Source organism: Celeribacter marinus, from assembly GCF_001308265.1.
In the GTDB taxonomy this organism is placed as follows: domain Bacteria; phylum Pseudomonadota; class Alphaproteobacteria; order Rhodobacterales; family Rhodobacteraceae; genus Celeribacter; species Celeribacter marinus.
The window spans coordinates 957,323-981,006 of record NZ_CP012023.1; the positions used below are offsets into that span (position 1 = coordinate 957,323).

Here is a 23,684-nt window from a genome sequence, read left to right on the forward strand (position 1 = left end):
CGGATGCGCCGCGATAGGCGGCGCGCCAATAGAAAAAGGCTCCCGAACGCTTGCGCGCGGGAACCTTTGGTGATGCGATATAGGCGTGCGGTGCGCAGGACGCTCCGCCGCGAAATTACATGTCGTTGAGCAATGCACCGCCTGCGGCGCCGATAGCGGCTCCGGTAACACATTTGCCATTGGAGATGATTTCACCAGCGACACAGCCAAGGCCAGCACCGACGATAGCGCGTTGCATATCTTGGTTTTCCATACACCCTGTGAGGGCTGTTGCGGACAGAAGGGTGAAAGCGAGAATTGTTTTGCGCATTTTGCTGCTCTTTGTTGGGGAATGCCTGAACAAAGAATGCTCTCGAATGGCGATGACGCCAAGTTCTTTTTCATCCCATCTGCAAAATCGGCGATCTTTGGCGCATAAGCTGCATACACGGCGTGCACTGAAAAATGGCGAGAGCCGAACGGGGAACATTCGGCCCTCGCCAGAGGGGAAGGGTAACGGTTTTCAACATATGCCGTCATGTTGCTGGACATGCTCGACACACCATCAACGTGGGCATTGTCCCCGCAACACACAAGCCCACGGTGATCACGCTGTGGTAAACAGGCGGTGATCTGCGCATGAGGTATCTGTGCAAGCGGAGTTTTGCGCATCAGGTGTCCCAAATCTCGTCTTCTTTGAAGCCGTCTGGCCCCTGTCCGCCTTCCAATTCCATCACATCGGCAAAGGTCACGCGCGCAATTTTGGTATTGATCATCAGCATCGCCTCATAAGAAGCGGGATCAAAATTGTCAGGATCAGCGGGGATCACTTCGCGGCCAAATAGCCACGACAAGCGGCCCGCATCAAGATTGCCGCGCTCGAACGGCTCTTCGCCAAAATAGATCCACAGACTTTCCATGAATGCATTGTCCGCGCGGCGATCCACATGTTTGCGATCTTTGTAGCGCTCAAGCGCCTTGAGCGGCGTCACCCCTTTGGGGTTTGCACGTCGAACGGTAAATTGAAAATCGGAGCCGGGAAGACGTCCGGGAAATCCACGGTATTTGAGCATATAGTCGCGAGCCATCAAAGAGCCTCCTGATCGGGACGGCGGGCAACACAGTCGATTTCGACCAACGCACCCACAGCCAAAGCGGTAACGCCCACAGTGGTCCGCGCGGGCAAACGGTCCGCGGGGAAATAGCTCTTATATGTGTCGTTGAACACCGCGTAATCGCGCTCGAACGCGGTTAGAAAACAACGACATTGCACAACGTGGCTTAGATCGAGGCCCAACTCGCCCAAGATGAGTGCCAGATTGTCCATAACGCGGCGTGTCTGGGCCTCGACCCCTTGTGGCAATGGCGCATCGGGGGCATCGGGGTCGGTTGGCATCTGACCCGTCAAAATCACCCATCCATCATCCTCAACCGCATGAGAAAACGGCGCGACAGGGCGCGGCCCAGTTCCGAACAAGTGGAATTTAGCAGACATTAGAAGGCCTCCCAAGCGCAGGTTGAGCCATCTCGGCTATACATCTCGAACACTTCCGCGATATCCGGATTGGGCGTTCCAAACTCCGTGGGCGCCTGCGCCAATGAAATCACGATCATCGCAGGGTCTGACGCAGCGAGGCGCGGGAGCGCAAAGCTCTCGCACAAGTACGCCAAATCGGCTTCCAAATCTTGATAGCTCATATCAGCCAAACGGGTGGGCAACTCAGGCGCAAGAAAGCGAAAGCGCGCCATGACATCTTGTTCAGGGTGATCCATCAGGCTTTCGTAAAATGAGACGGTCTGGCCAGACGGCACGGCAATAGTTGTTTCATCGACACTGGATTGCTCCGCGTTTGCCAATGGCACAAAAGCAAACACAGACAAAAGGATCGCAATGCTACGCATGATCTGCCTCCTCACGCGTGGCATGCGCAATCCACCGCGCGCGGCGCACTGGGTCCGACAAAACATCCGCAACAATAGCCTCGCAATGCGCCTTAGGGAAAGCACCGGCGACGCCGCCACCGGCGATCACTTCGAGATCATCACCGACCACACGCACTGAAACTGCGGGCGCAAACCCGCGCAGGGTTTGAAGCGCACGCCACATATCCTGACGCACTTGGCGCGCCATACGACCACGGCGCAGCGCAGCACCGCCCGAAATCACAGCCGTAGCCGCGAAATCGAAACGCGCGGGCAAACGGCGCGCCAACGTTAGCGTGTCGCCCTCAACTTTGATATGCCAGTTCTTGCGTGCCATAGGTGCCTTTGCCCGTGCTCAGAGCGGAATGTTGTCGTGTTTCTTCCACGGATTTTCGAGCTTTTTATGGCGCAAACTCGCAAAGGCACGCGCCACACGTTTGCGGGTCGAGCGCGGTTGGATCACCTCATCGATGAACCCACGCTCGGCGGCCACAAACGGATTGGCAAAACGGTCTTCGTAATTCGCGGTATGCTGCGCAATTTTATCTGCATCGCCAAGGTCGGCACGGTGGATAATCTCGGTCGCGCCTTTTGCCCCCATCACAGCGATTTGCGCCGTGAGCCATGCGTAGTTGAAATCACCGCGCAGGTGTTTGGACGACATGACGTCATAGGCACCGCCGTATGCTTTGCGGGTGATCACCGTCACTTTCGGCACGGTTGCCTCGCCATAAGCAAAGAGCAATTTTGCGCCATGTTTGATCACGCCGCCGTATTCCTGCGCCGTGCCGGGTAGGAACCCGGGCACATCGACAAGCGTGAGCACGGGGATGTTGAAGGCATCCGAAAACCGTACAAACCGCGCCGCCTTTTTGGAGCTGTCGATATCAAGACAGCCCGCGAGCACCATCGGCTGATTGGCCACAACTGCCACGGTCTGCCCCTCAAGACGGATAAAGCCCGTGATGATGTTCTTCGCGTGGTCTTCTTGAATTTCGTAGAAATCCCCCTCGTCCGCGATCTTATGAATCACTTCTTTCATGTCGTAAGGCGTGTTGGGGTTGTCGGGGATGATCGTATCGAGGCTGGCCTCAATGCGTGCCGGATCGTCAAAGAATGGACGAGTCGGCACGCCATTGCGGTTGTTGAGCGGCAAGAAATCGACGAGGCGGCGCACTTCGGCAAGTGCCTCGATATCGTTTTCAAAAGCGCCATCAGCCACAGAGGATTTTTTGGTATGGGTGGAGGCCCCGCCCAATTCCTCGGCTGTTACGACCTCGTTGGTCACGGTTTTCACCACATCGGGGCCGGTCACGAACATATAGGACGTGTCTTTGACCATAAAGATGAAATCGGTCATGGCGGGTGAATACACCGCGCCACCGGCGCACGGCCCCATGATCACAGAAATCTGTGGCACAACGCCCGAGGCCATGATGTTACGTTGGAACACCTCGGCGTACCCCGCAAGGCTGTCGACGCCTTCCTGAATACGCGCACCGCCAGAGTCGTTGAGGCCAATCACGGGCGCGCCGTTTTGCATCGCCATATCCATGATCTTGCAAATCTTTTGCGCGTGGGTTTCCGACAGAGAGCCGCCGAACACGGTAAAGTCCTGTGAGAACACATAGACCATACGGCCATTGATCGTGCCCCAGCCCGTAATCACACCATCGCCTGCGGGTTTAGAGTTTTCCATGCCAAACTCGACGCAGCGGTGCGTCTTGAACATGTCAAACTCTTCGAACGATCCCTCGTCGAGCAGCAACTCGACCCGCTCGCGGGCGGTCAGCTTGCCTTTGGCGTGCTGGGCATCGATACGGCGTTGTCCTCCGCCCAAGCGGGCCTCGTCGCGGCGGTCATGCAGTTCTTTGATAATGTCTTTCACGGGTGGCCTCCTCGTCAATTCACCTGCACCTTAGCTGTGGAATGTGTTGCCTCAAAGAAGAGTCTGGCAGATTTGCAAAGGATGCAAAAAGACCTTACCGCGAAATGCAAAACTGCAAATTGCGTCAGATCAAAGTTCAGCCCCTTACGGAAAATTCTCCTGCACCCCTACATGTGCGATTTTGCATCAAGATTGGCATGGACAGGGCGCACCCGCCCCCTATCCTGACCCGATGACACAGATCCGCGCACGCTTTCTCGACCGCACAACGCCACCCCACATCATGACCTTAGTGATGATGGCGGGGCTTCAAGCGATGACAATGAACATCTACTTGCCCGCGCTCCCGCGCATGGCGGATCATTTCGGGACAACCTACGGACTTATTCAGTTGTCCGTGGCGGTTTTTATGGCCACCAATGCTGTGCTTCAAATCTTTATCGGGCCAATCTCTGACCGCTACGGGCGCCGCCCCGTCGTTTTGATTGGTATTGCGCTTTTCTTATTGGCCACTTTGGGCGTTATCTACGCGCCGACCCTCGAAGCGTTTTTGATCATGCGCGCGGGTCAGGCCGCGATTGTCACCGCTATGGTCCTCTCACGCGCCATCGTCCGTGATATCGCCCCGCCCGAAGAGGCCGGCTCGATGCTTGCTTATGTGACCATGGGCATGGCCTTGGTTCCTATGATTGCCCCAACCGTTGGCGGCCTTTTGACCAATCTCTACGGTTGGGAATCGTCATTTTGGGTGCTGTTTGGTGTCGGCGTCTTGCTTTTAATGGTTGTATGGTTCGACCTCAAAGAAACCGCGCCGAAATCAGACGTGTCGTTACTGGGCCAGATACACAACTTCCCCGAACTGATCACATCTAAGCGGTTTATTGGCTACACCCTTTCGGTGACCTGCGCCTCGGGAGCGTTTTTCGCCTACATCGGGGGCGCGGCTTATGTGGGTAAAACGCTCTTTGGGCTGAGCGAAGCAAAGCTGGGCCTCTACATGGGCACCCCCGCGCTAGGCTATTTCTTTGGCAACTTCATCGCAGGTCGGTATTCGCGCCGCGTGGGGATCAACCGTATGATCCTAGCGGGCGGCATTGTCGCCACATCGGGCATATTCGCCGCACTTGTATTTTCTGTCGTTGGACACAGCTCCGTCAATATCTTCTTTGGCGCTATGGTGTTTCTCGGCTTAGGCAACGGCATGCAGATCCCAAACGGGTTAGCGGGTAGTATGATGGTGCGCCCGCAACTGGCTGGCACCGCGGCGGGGCTTGGCGGCTCGATCATGCTTGCGGGTGGCGCGTCGATCTCTGCCTTTGCGGGGACGCTTTTGGGTGGATCGTCTGGCGAAATTCCATTGCTGTTTCTCATGACACTCATGTCACTCGCCGCAATTGTCGCAATATTGAGCGTGATGGCGCGCGAGCATCGCCTCGGGCTTGCCTGACGATATCTCTATCTGCTATTTGCAAACCAGCGATCGCAACTGAGCAAAGCTGCAAACAATCGCACGCAGACAGGTATCGGGAGGATGAGACATGGCACAACAAAAACTCTATGCGGGCGCAAAACTGCGTGAGACACGCACGCGGCTCGGGCTCACGCAACGGGCCTTTGCCGAAAAGCTTGGCGTGTCCCTGCCCTACCTCAACCAGATGGAAAACAACAATCGCCCCGTCTCAACGGGGGTGGTTTTGGCCCTCGCCCAAGAGTTCGGGTTTGACGTCACAGAACTGTCCACAGGGGACGCCGAGCGCCTTGTCACCGACATGCGCGAAGCCCTCGCCGATCCGGTGTTTGCCGATGGCGCACCGCCCTTAGCGGACTTACGACTGGCCGCCTCGAACGCCCCCGCATTGGCGCGGTCCTTTTTGGAATTGCACCGTGCATATCGCCAAACCAACGAACGCCTCGCCTCCATGGACGAGGCTTTTGACCGGGAGGATCGCCCCGCGCGCGCCTCGCCATGGGAAGAGGTGCGCGACTTTTTCCACTATTGCGACAACTACATCGATGCCGTGGACCGCGCCGCAGAAAACTTTGCCCGTCCACGAGATGATCAGCGTGGCAACCTGCGGGATGTGGCAACACTGGCCACCGAAAGCCTGTCCAAGCACGCAATCACGGTGAGGTATGCGCCCGAAGGTCTGCGCAAATATGATCCAGACACAGGACGCTTGACGATTTCGTCGCGCGCTTCACCGGCCACGCAAACCTTTCAGTTGCTGCACCAATTGGCTTTGATCACACAGGCGCAATTGCTTGACGCGACTTTGGATCTCGCACGCTTTCATTCGGATGAAAGCCGCCAGATTGCGCGCATTGGTTTGGCCAACTATTTTGCAGGCGCCGCACTCATGCCCTACACCGAATTTCTCGCCGCAGCCAAAGAGACGCGGCACGATTTGGAAGTGTTGGGAGAAAAATTTGGCGCCTCCATCGAACAGGTTGCCCACCGGCTCTCGACCCTGCAACGCCCCGGCGCAAAGGGCATTCCGTTTTTCTTTGTGCGCGTCGATCAGGCGGGAACCATCACCAAACGCCACTCCTCTACGCGACTTCAATTTGCCCGCTACGGCGGTGCCTGTCCGCTTTGGAACGTCCATCAGGCATTCGAGCGCCCGGGACATTTCTTGCGGCAATTGGCGGAGACCCCCGACGGGGTGCGCTACCTGTCGATTGCCCGTGATGTGGCCAAATCAGGCGGCAGCTTTCACGCGCCGGTCCGCCGCTATGCCATCGGTTTGGGATGTGAGGTCACGCACGCCTCCGACATGGTCTATGCCGACGATCTGGACGTGACCAAACCCGCGGCGTTTGAACCTATCGGCATTTCGTGCCGCATCTGTGAACGCCGCAACTGTCATCAACGCTCTGTGCCGCCCCTAGAGCGCCGCCTGACCATTGACCCCGACAAGCGTGGCACACTGCCCTACCAAATCGAATAAAAGTGCTCAGGCGCGCATCAGCACATAAACGCGAAAAGCCGCCCCAAACGGAGCGGCTTTTTCGTCGTGTGTCACATCCCGAAAGGGAGGTAAGTGGCGCGGTTGACGGGACTCGAACCCGCGACCCCCGGCGTGACAGGCCGGTACTCTAACCAACTGAGCTACAACCGCGCATTTTGCCTATATGGCGTGCCTCTTCAGGCGTTTTGGGTAGCGATGGCGCGGTTGACGGGACTCGAACCCGCGACCCCCGGCGTGACAGGCCGGTACTCTAACCAACTGAGCTACAACCGCTCGCTACCCATCCAGAACACTGTCCTGAACGTGAGGGGCGTTCTATGTCTGGGACGCGGGCGCGTCAAGCGCACAATGGGTGATTGAGAGAAAAAAAACGCCTTCCACGCAAACAGCGAGCGCAGCTTAGCGACAAAGGCCCGATAAAGATCAACAATACAACGGATAAGCACTAAATCAGGCAGGCTTGTTTAAGGGTGGTGGCGCTCTGCGAGGGGGCAAACATGACACACAGACGCCGGGCGCGCATACTGTCCAATCACTGATGGCGCAAGGCCTCAATCGGGTCGAGCCGCGCCGCGCGGCGCGCGGGGAAATATCCAAAAATCACACCTACAGCGGCCGAAAACAAAAACGCAATGGCCACAATCACAGGATCAGGACTGAACGGAATAGACATAAAATTTGACGCAAGCGCCGCAAGCCCGAGACCAAGCAAGATACCAACCAAACCACCGATCATCGACAACACAATGGCCTCGACCAAGAATTGCAGCAAAACCTGTTGGCCCGTTGCCCCGACCGCAAGGCGTATACCGATTTCGCGGGTTCGTTCCGTAACGGAAACCAGCATGATATTCATGATGCCTATCCCCCCCACCAACAAACTCACCGCCGCCACGGCCGACAGCAGCCCCGTCAGCACATCGGTGATGCCCGTTAGCATTGACGCCAACTGCTTCATATCGCGGACGTTAAAGTCATCTTCTTCGTTATCACCGATACGCCGACGTTCGCGCATCAAAGCCTCGACCTCGACCACGGCGCGGTCGGTTGAGACGCTATCGGCCACCGTCACATAGATCATGGACACGTCTGAGGATCCCGACACGCGGCGCTGAAACGCCTTTATCGGCATCAAAACGATATCGTCCTGATCGGTCCCAAAACTGGACGCCCCTTTGGCTTCGAGCAGTCCGATCACTTCACACGACACGGCCTTAAGCCGCACGGTCTCTCCAATCGGATTGGTGTTACCGAACAAGTCCTGACGCACGCTTTCGCCCAAAATGCACACGGCCTTTCCAGAACTTTCTTCGGCGGCGAGGAAGCTACGCCCAAGAACGATTGGCCAATCCACCACGTCGAGATATCGCGCGTCTGTCCCCGCAACGGAGGTGCGCGTATCCTCGGCGCCATACACGGCATTCAAAGTGGTTTGGTTATAGGGGGCAGCGGTGCGAATACTTGATATTTGATCGATCAATGCCTCCACATCCGCGAGGGTCAACGCGGCGGATACCGAATTATTACCCGGTCCCATTTGGCCCGCCCCCGGCATCACCATCAACACGTTGGTGCCTAGCTTTTCGACATCTGCGGTAACCTGATCAGAACTCCCCTGCCCAACGGTGACCATCGCAATGACGGCGGCCACGCCAATCACAATGCCCAAAACGGTGAGGATGGAGCGCAGTGTATTGCGAAAAATGGCCTGAATGGCCAAGCGTACAGTTTCCCAGATCATGCGTCTTGCTTTCCATGACTAAACACCTCGTGCGGCTCCCCTGTGCGCTCGACCCGCCCGTCGACCATCCAGATCACACGGTGCGCATAGGCCGCCATATCCTCCTCGTGGGTGACCATGACAATCGTAATGTGATCGCGTTCGTTCAGGGTCTTGAGCAACTCCATGATTTCCACAGACAGCTTGGTGTCGAGATTTCCGGTCGGCTCATCCGCAAGGATCACCTGCGGATTCCCTGCCAAAGCGCGCGCAATCGCAGCGCGTTGCTGTTGCCCGCCCGAAAGCTCGGACGGGTCATGGTGTTCGCGTCCACCAAGCCCCACTTTACCAAGCGCATCGAGTGCCTTTTCGCGCCGCTCGCTCGCAGGCAGCCCTTTGTAAATCATTGGCAACTCGACATTATCGAGCGCAGATGTGCGCGCCAAAAGGTTGAACCCCTGAAACACAAAACCAAGATAGTTGCGGCGTAACATTGCACGCTGATCTTGGGTAAGAGACGCCACCTGAACACCATTGAACAGGTACTCACCGCTGGTCGGGCTATCGAGACATCCGATCATGTTCATCGTGGTAGATTTGCCCGATCCAGACGGGCCCATAATGGCGACAAATTCACCCGGTGCGATTGTGATGTCGACGCCATTCATCGCGCGCACTTGCGCCTCGCCGTGGCCGTACACCTTTGTAACACCGCGCAGCTCTATGACAGGGGGACGGTCCGTCATTCTATTGTCCCTCGACCATATCAATGACGACCTGATCGCCAACGGCCAATGCGCCGTCTGCAACAATCGTCTCCAACCCGTCCGTGTCCCCGCGCTCCACGTTGATCTCAACGGCCACGCCATCGCGCAAAACCCAAAGTGTGCTATTGGACACTGCGCGCGTTGCAGTGTCCGTACGAGACGGCATAATCAGCCCCAAAAGCCCACCGCCCCCTTCGTCATCGGACGCCTCGACCTCAATCACCTGCGGCGGCGCAAACCGAAGCGCGGCATTGGGCACCAGCATCACATCACTGTGCTGTGCCACTGTAATATCAGCGGTGGCTGTCATACCGGGGCGTAAGAGAAGCGCATCATTTTCAACCGACAAAATAGCCTTATAGGTTACAAGCCCATCAGTACTATCAGACGCATAGCGCACCATCGAAATTTGCGCGGGAAAGGTCTCGTCATCATACGCATCGACGCTAAAGCGCGCGATATCACCCACGGAGATACGGCCAATATCCGCCTCGGCGACGTCAACCTGTAGTTCCATTTGCGACAAATCTTCGGCAATCGTAAACAACTCGGGGGCCGAAAGACTCGCGGCAACAATTTGGCCTGCATCCACCGCCCGATCAAGCACGATGCCCGTGATCGGAGAGACAATCGTCGCCTTGCTCAAAATGGCCTCTTGTGCCTCCAGCTGCGCCTGAGCGAGATCAAGATTGGCCTGGGCGCTGGCCACATTCGCTTGGGCACGGCTCAACGCGGCCTCGGCTGTCGTCAAATTTGCCTGAGAGGTGACGCCACGCTCATCAAGTCGTTTTACAATGTCAAAATCCGCTTGGGCCTCAAGCAAACTGGCGCGCGCATTTTCCAATTGAGCCGCTGCCGCCGCATGGCTGGCCACCTGAACTGCCATTTGCGCATCCAGTTGCACAGTGTCGAGTTTCGCCAATACCTGACCGGCGCTCACAACATCATTGTAGTCCGCAAAAACATCGACAATCGTTCCCGAAAGCTCCGATGAAATTTCGACCAAATTCGTAGGCTCGATCGTTCCTGTGGCCGTTACGGTCACGATCAACTCTCCGCGCGTGGCCGATTGTGTTATATAGGTGATTTGTGAACGATCCTCGGACCCTTGCATCCACCACAAGGCAAGGGCGGCCACCACACATATCGACGCGATCCACCCTGCCCCTTTGGAAAACCGGCGTTTGGCATGTCCGACCCCAAGGGCCGCCTCAATGTCGCGTTGCGTTTGGCTCATGCCTACGGCTCCTACTGATCGAAGGTATCCCTATGCCTAGCGCGCTCGGCATGTTCGGGTAATGATATAAATCATACTACGTAACAGCCGTGACTTTCCGTCGCGTGGATCAATGTCCGAACGCGGCGAAACAGAGTACTCCTTTGGAAACCGTGCATAGACGGCAGCGTGGAGCAGGCATCACCAACGAGGTCTGACAATCCATCCATATGGAAGGGTATCGGCACCGCCCTGTTTAAGCTCCAACAGTCTTTTGGCCCTGTCATCCCCCATTCCAGCTGGCATAGATCTGATCGCATAATTGCCCGCGCAGATCGCGACTGATCGAAAGAGAACATCCACGAACAGTCTGTAACGCGACACTCGGGGGCCAACGCCTCCGTTCCGCCTGTTAAGGCCCCCAAACGTGGAGGTGGCAAAATAGCGTCAGCGGTCAGGGTCGGCCCGACCCCGGATGCGGCAGTGGCAGTGGCGCGATATTGTGTGTGTCTTAAATTTCCGACACGGGGGTAACAGGCCGCGATTGACGGCCATGGGCGGCTCTAAATATGAATGATTCTATGAACGAACACTGGCGCGCAATCAACGCTCACTGATCCGTCGTTTTCCATTTGACGGGCGTCACATACACGATGCGATCACCGACACTAACCATGACATCGCCGTCTTGAATATTGACCTGTAAATTCATCGAGCGGCTGGCGAGATCAGCGAGGGCACGCGTATCGGTTTCAGACAAATTCAAAACCTGAAGATTATCAAAACGGGTGGTGCCGTTTTTGATTTTATCCCACCACATCTCCGCCGTCTTGCCGCCATAACTATAAACGATCACCGCATTGGATTTACCGCACGACTGGCGCACGATCTTTTCACTCGGTAGGCCCAGTGCGATCCACAATTCCAACTCGCCACTGAGGCTTTTTTGCCAAATGTCCGGCTCATCATCGCTCGACAGACCCTTTGTCATTTCGAGCTGTTCATGGGCATTGAGCGCAAACGCGAGAAGACGCACCATCAACCGCTCATCCGTCTCCGAAGGGTGTTTGGCAACCGTCAGCTTATGGGTCTCATAGTAGTGACGATCCATATCGGACACGGACAGCTCGACTCGGTATATTGTAGCTTTTTGCGCCATGATCTGTCCTAAAATCTCTAAGGTTGCGCCTGACTAGAGCGTCTGAGGATGTTGTGAAAGCAGATAAAGACCGCCATAGCGCCACAGTCACGTCCAGACCACATGTCTCGCAACTGAATAATCGTGACTATCAAGGGGGTAAATGGTGGGTCGTGAGAGGCTCGAACTCCCGACATCTTCGGTGTAAACGAAGCGCTCTACCAACTGAGCTAACGACCCGGTGAGGCAGCGTTTAGACCAAGCTGAGAGCCCTTGCAAGCCTCTCTCGCAGGTTTGTTGCTTGAAACCTCATTTCTTGCACTTCACAGTTGGAAAAAAGTAAAAAGGAACGGCTATGGACCTCTCTGGCACACGACTTTTAAAGGCAAATCGCGCAACCGTATGGGCACATCTCAATGACGCCGACACCCTGCGTGCCGCGATTCCCGGATGCGAAACTCTGACCGGCTCGCCCGAAGAGGGATTCGAGGCCGTGGTCAAACAAAAGGTTGGCCCCGTAAAGGCAACGTTCAAAGGCAAGGTGACCCTAAGCGACATCACCCCCGCCGAGAGCTATACCATCGCGGGCGAGGGCACGGGGGGCGTAGCGGGCTTTGCCAAAGGCGGTGCCAAAGTCTGGCTATCAGACATCGAGGGCGGCACCGAGTTATCATATACGGTGGAGGCCAAAGTGGGCGGCAAGCTTGCACAACTGGGCGGGCGGATCATCGACAGTTTCGCCCGCAAAATGGCCGATCAGTTTTTTGACAACTTTCAAGAACAGATTGATGGACCACTGGATGCAGAGACCGACACAGACGCGAGCCCTGCGGCTTAACTGCGCGGGCGCGTCACCTTATGGATAACGCGCCCGAAATATAGATTTCAATCAGGATATCAGGCCGCAGCCGTCAGCAAACCGTAAAGCTCGTCTTTGAGCGCCATACGCTTCTTGCGCAGCTCCGATTGCGCCAGATCATCCATCGGCTCGACGTTGGTTTCCGCCAAATGTACTTGATCGTTCAATGCGTTATAGTCGTCGAGCAGGCGCGCGAAATGCGGATCAGACACCTTGCGCTTTGAGATGAGGTCGGCCAGTTCGGGAAAATCTTGTGCCAATTGATGCGGTGTGTGTGGCATGTGCGTCGCTCCGTTTTTGCGTGTTCACCTCATGGTGCCGATTACACGGGTTCCACGCCTTGACGCGGATCAAACACGGATGCATTGCCTCTCTTTTTTAGGTAGGTATGCGCAGGCTAGGCGCGGCGTTTGCGCCATGCTTCGCGCCACGTGATAAACGACACCGCTGCAATGATCATCGCACCGCCCGCAATGACAAACCCATCAATTCCCTCGCCAAACAGAAAATACCCCACCGAGGTGGCCCAGACGAGCTGCACAAAGGTGACGGGTTGCAAAACAGTTTGCGGAGCGCATGCGAAGGCGCGCGTCATACAATAATGTGCAGCCGTGGCAAAAAAGGCTGTGAAAAACAACAACCCGATTTCGCGAAATGATGGCGCAACCCAATCGGCCAATGCAAAAGGCAACAACACAAACGGCACCATCGCAGACATCAAAAACACCACAACGGCGGCAGGCAGCTCTTTGGATAGGGCATTGGCGATTAGATAGCTGCCCGCAAAAAACAGTGCGGAAAAAATCATCGCAACGTGACCGGGATCAATCTCGCGCAGTCCAGGTCGTAAAATCACCAAGCCACCCAGAAATGCGATCCCCAGCGCCGCAATGCGGGGCAGCGCGATTCTCTCACCAAACAACACAACCGCGCCAAGCGAGACATAGACGGGGTTCATAAAGTTCATTGCGGTCACTTCGGCCATCGGAATGCGGGTCATAGCGTAGAACCATGCGACCATTGCAAAGGCGTGGAATACCGCACGGCCCACCGACAGCTTGACGATGCGGCGTGTAAAATCGACCTGTCGCACTTGGCCGATAAACGGGATGAAAAACACCAGACCAAGGGCAAATCGCAAAAACGCGCTCTCGAATATGGGCAAGGCGTTTCCGACATATTTGACCAACACATTGACCATGACGAAGTTGAGTGTGGTGGCGGTCATCCACGCAATGCCCGCGAGAGGACGAGGTGAAGAGGCCACGCCTAGACGCCCGAGGCCAGTTTGAATGCGATGAGCCACATTACCACCGCAATCAATCCGTCCAAAACACGCCAAGACACCTCGCGCGCAAAGACGGGCGCCAAAAGCCGCGCACCGTAGGCCAGCGCAAAGAAGAAGACGAACGAGGCCGAGATTGCACCAAGAGCAAAGTTGCCGCGCTCAGGTCCGAAATCAGCCGAGATTGCACCAACTAAAACAACCGTATCAAGATAGACATGTGGGTTGAGCCATGTGAGCGCGAGGCAGGTGGCCAATGCAGCCCCCAAGGTTTGGACCTTGCCATCGGCGGGATCTAGATGCCCGCCACCACGATAGGCCGCGCGCGCCGCGCGAGCGCCATAAACGACAAGAAACGCCACCCCACCCCACCGCATAACGGGCAAAATCAGCGGAAAGGCCTCCGACACTTTAGCAGAGGCAAATACGCCGACCGCGATCAGGATTGCGTCGGATGCGGCACAGGTCAGTGCCACGGCAAAGACATGCGATTTCTTAAGCCCTTGGCGCAAAACAAACGCATTTTGCGCCCCAATCGCAAGGATCAGCGACAGGCCTGTGATAAACCCCGTAAACGTTGCGTGCATGACTCAATCCCCAAAAACAAAAAGCTCCGCCATTTCAGACGGAGCTTTTAAAATCATGACCCAGTTTTTAAAGCTGGTCCATCACCTCGTCGGAGGCCTCAAAGTTGGCGGTCACGTTTTGCACGTCATCGTCATCCTCAAGAGCTTCGATCAGGTTCATCAACTTTTGCATACCCTCCAAGTCCAGCTCGGTTGTCGTGGTCGGCTGCCAGATCAGTTTGGTGCTCTCGGATTCGCCAAGTGCGGCTTCGAGGGCGGTAGACACATCGTTAAGATCGGTATCGGCACAGATGATTTCGTGACCTTCGTCACTCGTTTCACAGTTCTCCGCACCTGCCTCAATCGCGGCCATCATCACGGTGTCTTCGCCGCCCGCACTCGCCGGATAGATAATCTGCCCCTTGCGTTCGAACATAAAGCCAACCGATCCTGTCTCGCCCAGATTTCCGCCGTTCTTGGAGAACGTGGAGCGCACATTGGACGCGGTGCGGTTGCGGTTGTCGGTCATTGCCTCAACGATCACGGCGACACCACTTGGGCCATAGCCCTCATAGCGGATTTCGTCGTAATTTTCCGCATCGCCACCCATGGATTTTTTGATCGCTCGATCAATCACGTCCTTGGGGACAGAGACCGATTTGGCCTCTTTGACAGCCATCCGCAAACGCGGGTTTTTGTCGGGATCAGGGTCACCCATTTTCGCCGCCACGGTAATTTCCTTGGCGAGTTTGGAAAAGAGTTTGGAGCGCAATTTATCCTGACGACCTTTACGGTGCTGGATGTTTGCCCATTTTGAGTGGCCTGCCATGAGGTCCTCCGTCAATCAAATTTCGGCTTTGTGCCTTCTATAGGCGATGGAGCGTGGGGGCCGCAAGGGGCCGCACCATCCTGCCCCTATCCTAGAGCGGCCAAAGCAATGGAATCACTGCTGAGGCCAAAAGTCCGATCGATACATTTAGGGGGATACCGACCTTCATGTAGTCCGTGAATTTATAGCCGCCTGGGCCATAGACCATTGTGTTGGTCTGATAGCCGATGGGCGTGGCAAACGCGGCGGATGCCGCGACCATGACAGCAACCACAAGACCGCGCGGATCAAGCCCCATAGACTCGCCCAACCCAATGGCAATGGGCGTCACAACCACCGCAACGGCGTTGTTCGACACCATTTCTGTAAGCAACGAGGTCAGTAAATAAATCGACCAGACCACAAAGAAAATAGGCAAGCCATCCAACATTGGGGCAACCGCGTTGACGATCATTTGCACCGCACCAGACGCCTCAAGGGACGCCCCAATGGCAAGCATGGAAAAGATCAGCGCCAGCAAACGCCCGTCGATAAATGAAAACGCCTCATCCGCATCGATGCAGCGCGTGACAAGCACAACAGCGACCGCAAGCACGGCCAACATCAAAATCGGAGCGACACCAAAGGCGGCAAGCGTGACAATCGACATCATCGCAACGAGCGCAATGGGCGCGTGTGAACGATGATAGGCCCGCTCGGTAGGCTTGGACACGTCCCCGATGTCCATATCATTGGCCAGACGTTGAATGTCGGCGGGCGCGCCCTCAAGCAAAAGCGTATCGCCCACGCGCACAACCAGATCGTTGATCTGTTGGCCAAGGTTCTGGTTTTTGCGGTGCACGGCGAGCGGATACACCCCGTAGCGGCGGCGCAAACGCATGGAACCCAGCGCGCGGCCAACCATTTTACAGCCCGGCGTGATGAGCACTTCAACGGTCGAGGTTTCCACCGCAGACACCTGATCGACGCGCTTTAGCGATTTGTCACGCTGAAGGCTCAACAGCTCGCTGATTTGCGACCGCAACACCACGCGGTCGCCCAGTTCAAGCACCACTTCAGCCAAATTATGGCGCAAGGATTGATCCCCGCGCACCACGTCGATAAGGCGCACCCCGTCACGTTTGAACAGCTGCACGCCCGAGACTTCGCGCCCGATCAGGTTGCTATCGGGCGGGATCACGGCCTCGGTGAAAAATTTCATCTTTGAGCGCCCCGAGGACAGCATCGCGGATAGGCTATCGCGTTCGGGCAACAGATGACGCCCGATGAAATACAGGTAGATAAAGCCCCAGACGGTGATGATCAGACCAAGGATCGAGACCTCGAAAATTGTGAACGGCTCAAGCCCTTGGGCGCGGGCTACACCATCGACGAGCAGGTTCGTCGATGTGCCGATCAACGTTATCGTCCCGCCCATGATCGCGGAATAGCTCAACGGTATCAGCAATTTAGATGCAGGGACTTTGAGTTTTGAGGACAGTTGGATGAACACGGGGATCATCACAACGACCACGGGCGTGTTCGCAACAAACGCCGATAGGATCACCACGACGAACAACAGGGCAGCGATGGCAATTGAGGGATGGCTTTCGGCGTAACGCCCTGCCTGTGAGGTAAACCATTCAAGGCCGCCTGTGCGCACCAACGCGCCCATCACCACAAACATCATCGCGATCGTCCACGGCGCGGGGTTTGCCAAAACTGCCAATCCTGCGTCATATGGCAAAATGCCCAAAACAATCATGGCGGACGCGCCCGCAATCGCCACAACTTCGGTGGGATAAATCTCGCGCACAAAGAGGACGAACATGAACCCGACCACAAGGAGAGAGACAATCGCCTCCGTTGTTTGGTCGAAATTGAACAGTTCCATATGGCCTCGCCTGTGGTTTCACATGCCCCAATATGGCCCCGAACGCCCCCATGAAACAAGCGCGAAAACTGGCACGCCCCATGTGGGCTATCGACCACCCCGCGAAAACAGCACAGAAATCTGGATCAATGGCAAAAAGCCGCTATTACGGCGTACTTTGCTCCAAACGACCGCCTTCGCGGATTTGTTTTACACGGGTGGCTAAACCGGTTTTGTCGTCTGTCTCGACGTATACACCTGACAAAGTTGCCTCGCCCTGAGCAGGCGAAAAGCGCCCCTTTGCCATACCCGTTACAAAGCGGCGTAGTGGCTCAGCTTTGTCCATGCCAATCACGGAATTATAATCGCCACACATCCCCGCATCGGTGAGATAGGCCGTTCCCGCAGGCAAAATCTGCGCATCGCCCGTACACACATGCGTATGCGTGCCAACAACGACAGAGGCCTTTCCATCACAAAAATGACCCATCGCCATTTTCTCTGACGTGGCTTCACAATGCACGTCGATCAAAGAGGCTTGGATATGGCCGCCGAGTTTATGGGCCATGAACACCTGATCGAGCGCCGAAAACGGGTCATCATAAGCGCGCTTCATGAAGACTTGTCCCAATACCTGCGCCACCAAAATACGGCGACCACGTGTATCTTCAAAAATGCGCACACCTCGTCCCGGGGCGGCCTTGGCAAAGTTGATAGGACGAATGATCCGCGTTTCTTTTTCGCAATATTGCATCATGTCGCGCTGATCAAAGGCATGATCACCAAGCGTGAGACAATCGACACCGGCCTCCAAAAGCTCTTTGGCATGCTCGCCCGATAGCCCCATGCCATTGGTCGCGTTTTCACCGTTCACAATGATGAAATCGAGCCCCCATTCGGCCCGCAGGCGCGGCACACGGTCAAGCACGGCCTTGCGACCCGCGCTTCCGACAATATCTCCAAGGAACAAAATTTTCATGGCATTTCCTTAGGCCGCATACATTGAAATGGCAAGAACTGCGCCCATCTTGCGGGCGCTCAAAAGGTCATCACTTCTGTTTCGGTCACAATCGCGTCGAGCGGTGCATCGAGCGGCGACACCGGAAAATCGCGCATCTCTTGTCCTGAATAGGCCAAACCGATGGCCATGACCGCGCTGTTCGTATCGCGCAATTGCGCCGACGTTCGGTCGTAAAACCCACCGCCATATCCCAAACGATGCCCATCACGATTGAACGCCAAAAGCGGCACGATTATAATTTGCGGCACCACGGGATCCGACCGCGCAGGCACATTGGCGCCATATGAGCCCCGCATCATTTTGCAGTCCGGTGTCCACAGATCAAACCGCAAAGGTGCGGCTTTGCGCTCCACCACCGGCACACAAACAGGCCCACGTGTTGCTAACATGGTCATCGCGGGCAACGGATCAATTTCAGTCTGAATGGGCATATAACCAGCAGTGATTTTGCCCGCATGTGGCGTCAAAAACCCCACCAAAAGCTGACAGGCCTGATGGGCCAACTGAGCGTGCGCAGCATGCGCCTTTGCACGCCGATCACGCGCCACGTCACGTGCCAGCGCCTTTAAATCAACGACACTCAAAAGAGCACCACAGCCGCCAAACCCAAGAACGCAAAGAACCCAACAATATCCGTCACGGTCGTCACAAACGCGCCCGATGCCAGTGCGGGATCGACCCCAACTTTTTCAAGCAAGACAGGCACGCCAACACCCGCGAGACCCGCAATCACGAGATTGATGACCATCGCCGTTGCGATCACCAGACCAAGCGCAGGCGATCCGAACCACACCACACCGACGATGCCCATGATAACGGCGAACACGATCCCATTTGCCAAACCGACCAATACCTCGCGTCGAATAACGCGCCACACGTTGGCCCCCGTAAGGTCGCGAGTCGCAATCGCACGCACGGCCACGGTCAGACTTTGTGTGCCGGCATTGCCCCCCATTGAGGCAACGATCGGCATCAAAACCGCAAGGGCCACAAATTGCGAAATCGTGGCCTCGAATTGCGCAATTACCATCGACGCAAGGATCGCCGTCAACAGGTTCACACCAAGCCACGGCAAACGCGCACGCACGGTTTCAATGACTTTGTCGGCCAATGATCCCTCACCCACACCCGCCAGACGCATAATGTCCTCCTCGTGCTCTTCGTCCAGAACGTTCATCGCGTCATCGATGGTGATCACGCCCACAACCCGTTCGTGTTCATCGACAACGGGGGCCGAAATCATGTGATACTGGTTGAACGCGTAGGCCACGTTGGATTCGCTTTCCTCAACGCTAAAGGTGCGGAAACCGGGTTCGAGAATATCGGTCAATTTCTGATCGCGCGGCGCGCCTAGAATTTTTCCCAACGTCACATGGCCTACCGCCCGCATTCGCGGGTCGACCAAAACCATGTGATAAAAGTCCTCAGGCAGATCATCAGATCGCCTCATGTAGTCGATCGCGTCACCAACGAGCCAATGCTCTGGCCCTTTTACAACATGGCTTTGCATCAAACGACCAGCAGAGAACTCAGGATAGGCTAGAGATTTTTCAACCGCCACACGGTCCGCATCCTCAAGGGTTGCAAGAATGGCTTCTTGGGCATCTCCCTCGAGGTCTTCGACCAAATCCACAACGTCATCGGATTCAAGGTCGCGCACCGCGCCCGCCAACACGCTTGGGTGCAGGACACCGATCACCTCTTCGCGCAAGCCCTCATCCAGCTCGGACAGGATGTCCCCGTCAAAATCCGCGCCGTAAAGAGTAATAAGACGGCGGCGGTCATTGGGATTGATCTGCTCCAACATGTCGGCGATATCGGCCGCGTGCAACGGCTCCATCTGAACCATCATCTCGTCGCGATCATCCCGATCAAGAGCAAACAAAATCGCGGAAAGGCGGCGTGCACTTAGGGAATACACATCCTCGGCATACTCAATTTCCGGATGCAATTCTTTGTTGTCGTCGATCATAATCCGCGCGCCCCCTGATTGACGCTAAGTTTAGGACAGCTTGGCGCAGAGAAACAGGGGCAACTGCGATTTACCTTCGCAAAATCCACGCTTAGTCTACGTATAACACACACAAAGGCGCGCCGCACATGGACACCCTCATTTCAGGCAACATTCTCACGTTTGAGGGAAATCCGTTTGATCATCCCGCGCTGAGCGCGGTGACGGTTCAGCCCGACACGGCGGTGCGCGTGCGCGCTGGCAAGATCGTTGAAATCGGGCCGCGCGCCACGCTTTTGGTCGCCTATCCTGAGGCTGTTCACCATGCCTATGGCGACAATTTGGTCATGCCAGGATTCATCGACGCCCACGCCCACTACCCGCAAACGGCCATGATTGCCTCGTGGGGAAAGCGGTTGATCGACTGGTTGAACACATACACGTTCCCAGAAGAATCCAAGTTTTCGGATCCCGCTTATGCCGCGCAAATTGCGGAACTTTACCTTGATCTACTTTTGGCAAACGGCACTACGACCGTGACGAGTTTTTGCACAATACACCCGACATCCGTGGAGGCGCTGTTTCGCGCGGCCGCCGCGCGCGGCATGCGAATCGTGGCAGGTAAAACCTGTATGGACCGCGACACCGCCCCCGCCTATCTGCGCGACACCGCGCAAAGCGCGTATGATGACAGCAAGGCCCTGATTGAGCGGTGGCATGGAAACGGGCGCGCCACATATGCGATCACACCGCGCTTTTCACCGACCTCTACGCCCGAACAACTCGACGCCTTGGGCAAGCTATGGGCCGAATATCCAACCTGCTTGATGCAAACGCACCTCTCGGAGCAAACCGACGAGATTGAATGGGTTAAGGGCCTGTATCCAAACGCACGCGATTACCTTGACACCTACGAGCAGTTTGGACTGGTCCGCGAGGGCGCGCTTTTCGGACATGCTATTCATCTTGAGCGGCGCGAAATTGATCGCTTGCGAGAGATGGATTGCTCGGTCATCCACTGCCCCACTTCGAATACCTTTATCGGTTCGGGCCTCTTCGACATGGGGGCACGTACCCGCGATGGGTTGCGCGTGGGCTTGGCCACGGACACCGGCGGCGGTTCTTCGTTCTCCATGCTGCGCACGATGGCCGCCACCTACGAGGTTGGTCAACTGACACACACGGCCCTGCATCCGGCACAACTTTTGTGGCTGGCCACCTTTGGCTCGGCCCACGCGCTACATATGAGCGATAAAGTTGGATCAATCGCCGTGGGGATGGAGGCGGATATCGCGGTGATCGATCTTGCGTCGACACCGGCAATCGCCCAGCGCACGCTGCATGTGAATGACATTTGGGAATCAATATTCCCAACCATCATGATGGGCGACGACCGCGCGATTGCAGCCACCTATGTGCACGGGCAACGCGTAGCACAGCCGCGTGACCGTACGCTCTAAGAGTTCATCAACCCATCAACAAGCGTTGCTTGCTGGCGCAAAACCTCTGGCAAATGCACGGTTGCAAGCCAGCCATCAGCGACGACATGGCGTCCCTCAACAAACAACTCTTTGACCTGTGTCGGGCCAGCAAGTAACAAAGCCGCAGGGTCCCATGACCCCGCACTTTCAATATCCGACACATCCCACATTGCGATGTCGGCACGTTTGCCCACAGCCAATTGCCCAAGATCGTCGCGCCCCAAAACCTCGGCTCCGCCACGTGTGGCAAGCTCCAACGCCTCACGCGCACTCATTTTATCCGCGCCAAAGGCAACACGTTGCAACAGCATCGACTGGCGCGCCTCCAAAATCAGATTGCTGCCATCGTTCGACGCCGACCCATCCACGCCAAGACCGACAGGCACACCCGCATCGCGCATGGCGCGCACAGGTGCGATGCCAGAACCAAGACGGCAATTTGAACACGGACAATGCGCAACACCGGTTTTTGATTTGGCAAACAACTCAATCTCTTGCGCATCCAATTTCACACAATGCGCATGCCATACATCAGGACCGGTCCATCCCAGACTCTCGGCGTACTGACCGGGACGACAGCCAAACTTTTCGAGAGAATAGGCAATATCCTCATCATTTTCCGCCAGATGCGTATGCATCATAACGCCCTTATCGCGCGCCAAAATCGCGGCATCGCGCATCAATTCGCGGCTCACTGAAAACGGCGAACACGGGGCCACCGCAACACGGACCATGGCGCCATCGCGCGCATCATGAAACGTATCGATAACGCGTATACAATCATTGAGAATGTCCGCCTCGCGTTCGACCAGACTATCAGGTGGCAATCCCCCCGCGCTCTCCCCGATCGACATCGCACCGCGTGTCGCGTGTAAGCGTACACCAATCATCCGCGCCGCATCGATGGTGTCATCTAGGCGCGCACCGTTAGGGTACAAATACAGATGATCAGACGTCATCGAACACCCTGATAACGCCAATTCGGCGAGGCCCACCATGGCCGAAATCCGCATGTGGTCGGGGCCAAACTTTGCCCAAATCGGATAAAGCGTCTGCAACCACCCAAACAATAGCGCATTTTGCGCGGCGGGAACGGCGCGTGTCATCGTCTGATAGAGGTGATGGTGTGTATTGACCAAACCGGGTGTCACTACCGTGCCGCGCCCATCGACGATTTGCGCATCATCATCGTAGAGGCCGCGACCGACCGCTTCGATCACGCCATCTCGGACCAAAATATCTCCACCTTTGATCTCACGGCGCGCATCATCCATCGTCAAAATGGTGTCTGCGTTTCGAATGATAAAACAGGGATGCATGGCGAGACCTTTCAGCTCAATATTTAGATAGTATTTCCAGAGCGCGCGCGTGAATTTCTGCATTTGCGGCGGCAATCACACGCCCGCCTTGCATGGCAGATCCACCTTTCCAATCCGTTACAATCCCACCAGCGGCCTCAATCACCGCCAAGGGGCCAAGGATGTCATAGGTTTGCAATCCCGCCTCAACGACAAGATCGACCTGACCCGCCGCCAAAAGCGCGTAAGCGTAGCAATCCATGCCGTAGCGCGTGAGCTTGCAATGCTGAGCAAGCGCCTGAAAGCCCTCGGCATCCGCCGCTTCACCAACTTCTGGAAAGGTTGTGAATATTATGGCCTCGCTCAACTCAACGTTAGACGCCGTGACCAATGCATGTGAGTTATGTGGTCCGTTGAATGTTGCCGTTCCAAATCCACCCGCAAACCGTTCGCCAATATAGGGCTGATCAACAATGCCATATAGCGCCCGTGTCGCGTCACGCACGGCGATCAAGACGCCCCACGTAGGTGTGCCAGAGATAAACCCGCGCGTCCCATCAATCGGGTCGAGCACCCAAGTCAGCCCCGATGTCCCTGCCGTCTCGCCGTATTCCTCACCTAAAATTGCATCATCAGGGCGGCGCGCGGTGATGATGTCTCGCATCACTTGTTCGGCTTCGCGATCCGCAGCTGTGACGGGATCAAAATCTGTGCGCTTTGAGGTGGTGTTCAGGTTGGAGCCGCGAAAATAGCGAAGTGTGACGACACGCGCAGCATCCGCCGCCATTTGTGCCGTGGCGATAATATCCGCAGCGTCTGCACCAACTGGGCCTACCATTTGCCTGATCCCTTTGTTTTAACGTCCCTATCCGCGGTAGAGCCTGACGCCACGCGGGTCAAGATGCACAAAAGACAAAACCCACGATGCGCCTGCAACGTGGG

25 protein-coding genes and 3 tRNA genes are annotated in these 23,684 nt (G+C 56.2%); 4 read left to right on the plus strand and 24 right to left on the minus strand.

Annotated features, from left to right (window positions below; translation table 11 throughout):
* Positions 1-115: 115 nt before the first annotated feature.
* From IMCC12053_RS04560 to IMCC12053_RS04585, 6 genes are all read right to left on the minus strand, one after another.
* Entirely contained in the window at positions 116-310 is a 195-nt protein-coding gene (locus IMCC12053_RS04560; protein ID WP_062216162.1) for a YMGG-like glycine zipper-containing protein, read from the minus strand.
* A gap of 340 nt (positions 311-650) precedes the next feature.
* Positions 651-1,052, minus strand: coding sequence for a hypothetical protein (locus tag IMCC12053_RS04565; RefSeq protein WP_062220878.1), 402 nt, complete (start codon positions 1,050-1,052; stop codon positions 651-653).
* A 14-nt stretch (positions 1,053-1,066) separates the two neighbouring features.
* Positions 1,067-1,474: a RidA family protein gene (locus IMCC12053_RS04570; protein WP_062216163.1), complete on the minus strand. Its 408-nt coding sequence runs from the start codon at positions 1,472-1,474 to the stop codon at positions 1,067-1,069.
* Positions 1,474-1,881 carry a DUF6497 family protein gene (locus IMCC12053_RS04575; protein ID WP_062216164.1) on the minus strand — a complete coding sequence of 136 codons (408 nt, stop codon included), beginning with the start codon at positions 1,879-1,881 and terminating at the stop codon, positions 1,474-1,476. The genes IMCC12053_RS04570 and IMCC12053_RS04575 overlap by 1 nt, the downstream gene beginning before the upstream one ends.
* Entirely contained in the window at positions 1,874-2,239 is a 366-nt protein-coding gene (locus IMCC12053_RS04580; RefSeq protein WP_062216165.1) for a hypothetical protein, read from the minus strand. Before IMCC12053_RS04580 ends, IMCC12053_RS04575 begins: the two co-directional genes overlap by 8 nt.
* Before the next feature lie 18 nt (positions 2,240-2,257).
* Entirely contained in the window at positions 2,258-3,790 is a 1,533-nt protein-coding gene (locus IMCC12053_RS04585) for an acyl-CoA carboxylase subunit beta (RefSeq protein WP_062216166.1), read from the minus strand.
* A 232-nt stretch (positions 3,791-4,022) separates the two neighbouring features.
* Here IMCC12053_RS04585 and IMCC12053_RS04590 point away from each other — a divergent pair, with 232 nt between their 5' ends.
* The gene (locus tag IMCC12053_RS04590) at positions 4,023-5,237 is read left to right on the plus strand and encodes a multidrug effflux MFS transporter (RefSeq protein ID WP_062216167.1); all 1,215 of its coding nucleotides are present in this window, start codon (positions 4,023-4,025) and stop codon (positions 5,235-5,237) included.
* A gap of 91 nt (positions 5,238-5,328) precedes the next feature.
* On the plus strand, positions 5,329-6,738 hold the full coding sequence (locus IMCC12053_RS04595; RefSeq protein WP_062216169.1) for a helix-turn-helix domain-containing protein: 1,410 nt from the start codon (positions 5,329-5,331) through the stop codon (positions 6,736-6,738).
* Between the two features lie 94 nt (positions 6,739-6,832).
* Here the strand turns inward: IMCC12053_RS04595 and IMCC12053_RS04600 are convergent.
* The 8 genes from IMCC12053_RS04600 to IMCC12053_RS04630 form a co-directional block, all read right to left on the minus strand.
* Positions 6,833-6,909, minus strand: a tRNA-Asp gene (locus tag IMCC12053_RS04600).
* 46 nt (positions 6,910-6,955) lie between these two features.
* Positions 6,956-7,032 (minus strand) — tRNA-Asp (locus tag IMCC12053_RS04605).
* Positions 7,033-7,291: 259 nt separating this feature from the next.
* Positions 7,292-8,500, minus strand: a complete 1,209-nt coding sequence (locus tag IMCC12053_RS04610) for an ABC transporter permease (RefSeq protein WP_062216171.1) — start codon at positions 8,498-8,500, stop codon at positions 7,292-7,294.
* Positions 8,497-9,225: an ABC transporter ATP-binding protein gene (locus IMCC12053_RS04615; RefSeq protein WP_062216173.1), complete on the minus strand. Its 729-nt coding sequence runs from the start codon at positions 9,223-9,225 to the stop codon at positions 8,497-8,499. Before IMCC12053_RS04615 ends, IMCC12053_RS04610 begins: the two co-directional genes overlap by 4 nt.
* A gap of 1 nt (position 9,226) precedes the next feature.
* The gene (locus IMCC12053_RS04620) at positions 9,227-10,483 is read right to left on the minus strand and encodes an efflux RND transporter periplasmic adaptor subunit (RefSeq protein WP_062216175.1); all 1,257 of its coding nucleotides are present in this window, start codon (positions 10,481-10,483) and stop codon (positions 9,227-9,229) included.
* Positions 10,484-10,663: 180 nt separating this feature from the next.
* Positions 10,664-10,846 carry a chemotaxis protein CheB gene (locus tag IMCC12053_RS16170; protein ID WP_335337321.1) on the minus strand — a complete coding sequence of 61 codons (183 nt, stop codon included), beginning with the start codon at positions 10,844-10,846 and terminating at the stop codon, positions 10,664-10,666.
* A 226-nt stretch (positions 10,847-11,072) separates the two neighbouring features.
* A complete protein-coding gene (locus IMCC12053_RS04625; protein ID WP_062216177.1) occupies positions 11,073-11,621 on the minus strand; it encodes a YaeQ family protein in 549 nt (182 codons plus the stop codon).
* Positions 11,622-11,764: 143 nt separating this feature from the next.
* Positions 11,765-11,840: transfer RNA gene (locus IMCC12053_RS04630), tRNA-Val, on the minus strand.
* Between the two features lie 115 nt (positions 11,841-11,955).
* Between IMCC12053_RS04630 and IMCC12053_RS04635 the strand changes: the two genes are divergently transcribed.
* Positions 11,956-12,438, plus strand: coding sequence for an SRPBCC family protein (locus IMCC12053_RS04635; RefSeq protein WP_062216179.1), 483 nt, complete (start codon positions 11,956-11,958; stop codon positions 12,436-12,438).
* A 59-nt stretch (positions 12,439-12,497) separates the two neighbouring features.
* On the opposite strand, the gene IMCC12053_RS04640 is transcribed toward IMCC12053_RS04635, so the two are convergent.
* The 8 genes from IMCC12053_RS04640 to mgtE form a co-directional block, all read right to left on the minus strand.
* A complete protein-coding gene (locus IMCC12053_RS04640; RefSeq protein WP_062216181.1) occupies positions 12,498-12,740 on the minus strand; it encodes an HP1242/YdcH family protein in 243 nt (80 codons plus the stop codon).
* A gap of 116 nt (positions 12,741-12,856) precedes the next feature.
* The gene (locus tag IMCC12053_RS04645; protein ID WP_335337322.1) at positions 12,857-13,765 is read right to left on the minus strand and encodes a DMT family transporter; all 909 of its coding nucleotides are present in this window, start codon (positions 13,763-13,765) and stop codon (positions 12,857-12,859) included.
* The gene (locus tag IMCC12053_RS04650) at positions 13,729-14,331 is read right to left on the minus strand and encodes a LysE/ArgO family amino acid transporter (RefSeq protein ID WP_062216185.1); all 603 of its coding nucleotides are present in this window, start codon (positions 14,329-14,331) and stop codon (positions 13,729-13,731) included. Before IMCC12053_RS04650 ends, IMCC12053_RS04645 begins: the two co-directional genes overlap by 37 nt.
* A 67-nt stretch (positions 14,332-14,398) precedes the next feature.
* Complete coding sequence (locus IMCC12053_RS04655; RefSeq protein WP_062216187.1) at positions 14,399-15,139, minus strand: YebC/PmpR family DNA-binding transcriptional regulator; 741 nt, start codon at positions 15,137-15,139, stop codon at positions 14,399-14,401.
* Positions 15,140-15,230: 91 nt separating this feature from the next.
* Positions 15,231-17,012: an SLC13 family permease gene (locus IMCC12053_RS04660; protein ID WP_062216189.1), complete on the minus strand. Its 1,782-nt coding sequence runs from the start codon at positions 17,010-17,012 to the stop codon at positions 15,231-15,233.
* Positions 17,013-17,157: 145 nt separating this feature from the next.
* Positions 17,158-17,970, minus strand: coding sequence for a TIGR00282 family metallophosphoesterase (locus tag IMCC12053_RS04665; RefSeq protein WP_062216191.1), 813 nt, complete (start codon positions 17,968-17,970; stop codon positions 17,158-17,160).
* 59 nt (positions 17,971-18,029) lie between these two features.
* The gene (locus tag IMCC12053_RS04670) at positions 18,030-18,596 is read right to left on the minus strand and encodes a 5-formyltetrahydrofolate cyclo-ligase (protein WP_062216193.1); all 567 of its coding nucleotides are present in this window, start codon (positions 18,594-18,596) and stop codon (positions 18,030-18,032) included.
* Positions 18,593-19,984: a magnesium transporter gene (mgtE, locus tag IMCC12053_RS04675; protein ID WP_062216195.1), complete on the minus strand. Its 1,392-nt coding sequence runs from the start codon at positions 19,982-19,984 to the stop codon at positions 18,593-18,595. The genes IMCC12053_RS04670 and mgtE overlap by 4 nt, the downstream gene beginning before the upstream one ends.
* A 128-nt stretch (positions 19,985-20,112) precedes the next feature.
* Between mgtE and guaD the strand changes: the two genes are divergently transcribed.
* Complete coding sequence (gene guaD / locus IMCC12053_RS04680) at positions 20,113-21,423, plus strand: guanine deaminase (RefSeq protein WP_062216197.1); 1,311 nt, start codon at positions 20,113-20,115, stop codon at positions 21,421-21,423.
* Here the strand turns inward: guaD and IMCC12053_RS04685 are convergent.
* Both IMCC12053_RS04685 and hisN read right to left on the minus strand, forming a co-directional pair.
* Complete coding sequence (locus IMCC12053_RS04685) at positions 21,420-22,763, minus strand: 8-oxoguanine deaminase (protein ID WP_062220881.1); 1,344 nt, start codon at positions 22,761-22,763, stop codon at positions 21,420-21,422. The genes guaD and IMCC12053_RS04685 overlap by 4 nt on opposite strands.
* 16 nt (positions 22,764-22,779) lie before the next feature.
* Positions 22,780-23,580 (minus strand): histidinol-phosphatase, encoded by an 801-nt coding sequence (hisN, locus tag IMCC12053_RS04690; protein WP_062216199.1) that lies wholly within the window; start codon positions 23,578-23,580, stop codon positions 22,780-22,782.
* Positions 23,581-23,684: the final 104 nt, after the last annotated feature.

Excerpts from the sequence above, each read along its gene's own strand:
- IMCC12053_RS04655 (WP_062216187.1), bottom strand. The coding sequence starts at position 15,139 with ATGGCAGGCCACTCAAAATGGGCAAACATCCAGCACCGTAAAGGTCGT.
- IMCC12053_RS04615 (WP_062216173.1), bottom strand. The coding sequence starts at position 9,225 with ATGACGGACCGTCCCCCTGTCATAGAGCTGCGCGGTGTTACAAAGGTG.
- IMCC12053_RS04620 (WP_062216175.1), bottom strand. The coding sequence starts at position 10,483 with ATGAGCCAAACGCAACGCGACATTGAGGCGGCCCTTGGGGTCGGACAT.
- IMCC12053_RS04625 (WP_062216177.1), bottom strand. The coding sequence starts at position 11,621 with ATGGCGCAAAAAGCTACAATATACCGAGTCGAGCTGTCCGTGTCCGAT.
- IMCC12053_RS04560 (WP_062216162.1), bottom strand. The coding sequence starts at position 310 with ATGCGCAAAACAATTCTCGCTTTCACCCTTCTGTCCGCAACAGCCCTC.
- IMCC12053_RS04685 (WP_062220881.1), bottom strand. The coding sequence starts at position 22,763 with ATGCATCCCTGTTTTATCATTCGAAACGCAGACACCATTTTGACGATG.
- mgtE (WP_062216195.1), bottom strand. The coding sequence starts at position 19,984 with ATGATCGACGACAACAAAGAATTGCATCCGGAAATTGAGTATGCCGAG.
- IMCC12053_RS04565 (WP_062220878.1), bottom strand. The coding sequence starts at position 1,052 with ATGCTCAAATACCGTGGATTTCCCGGACGTCTTCCCGGCTCCGATTTT.
- IMCC12053_RS04575 (WP_062216164.1), bottom strand. The coding sequence starts at position 1,881 with ATGCGTAGCATTGCGATCCTTTTGTCTGTGTTTGCTTTTGTGCCATTG.
- IMCC12053_RS04665 (WP_062216191.1), bottom strand. The coding sequence starts at position 17,970 with ATGAAAATTTTGTTCCTTGGAGATATTGTCGGAAGCGCGGGTCGCAAG.
- IMCC12053_RS04640 (WP_062216181.1), bottom strand. The coding sequence starts at position 12,740 with ATGCCACACACACCGCATCAATTGGCACAAGATTTTCCCGAACTGGCC.
- hisN (WP_062216199.1), bottom strand. The coding sequence starts at position 23,580 with ATGGTAGGCCCAGTTGGTGCAGACGCTGCGGATATTATCGCCACGGCA.
- IMCC12053_RS04650 (WP_062216185.1), bottom strand. The coding sequence starts at position 14,331 with ATGCACGCAACGTTTACGGGGTTTATCACAGGCCTGTCGCTGATCCTT.
- IMCC12053_RS04660 (WP_062216189.1), bottom strand. The coding sequence starts at position 17,012 with ATGGAACTGTTCAATTTCGACCAAACAACGGAGGCGATTGTCTCTCTC.
- IMCC12053_RS04610 (WP_062216171.1), bottom strand. The coding sequence starts at position 8,500 with ATGATCTGGGAAACTGTACGCTTGGCCATTCAGGCCATTTTTCGCAAT.
- IMCC12053_RS04635 (WP_062216179.1), top strand. The coding sequence starts at position 11,956 with ATGGACCTCTCTGGCACACGACTTTTAAAGGCAAATCGCGCAACCGTA.
- IMCC12053_RS04580 (WP_062216165.1), bottom strand. The coding sequence starts at position 2,239 with ATGGCACGCAAGAACTGGCATATCAAAGTTGAGGGCGACACGCTAACG.
- IMCC12053_RS04590 (WP_062216167.1), top strand. The coding sequence starts at position 4,023 with ATGACACAGATCCGCGCACGCTTTCTCGACCGCACAACGCCACCCCAC.
- guaD (WP_062216197.1), top strand. The coding sequence starts at position 20,113 with ATGGACACCCTCATTTCAGGCAACATTCTCACGTTTGAGGGAAATCCG.
- IMCC12053_RS04570 (WP_062216163.1), bottom strand. The coding sequence starts at position 1,474 with ATGTCTGCTAAATTCCACTTGTTCGGAACTGGGCCGCGCCCTGTCGCG.
- IMCC12053_RS04595 (WP_062216169.1), top strand. The coding sequence starts at position 5,329 with ATGGCACAACAAAAACTCTATGCGGGCGCAAAACTGCGTGAGACACGC.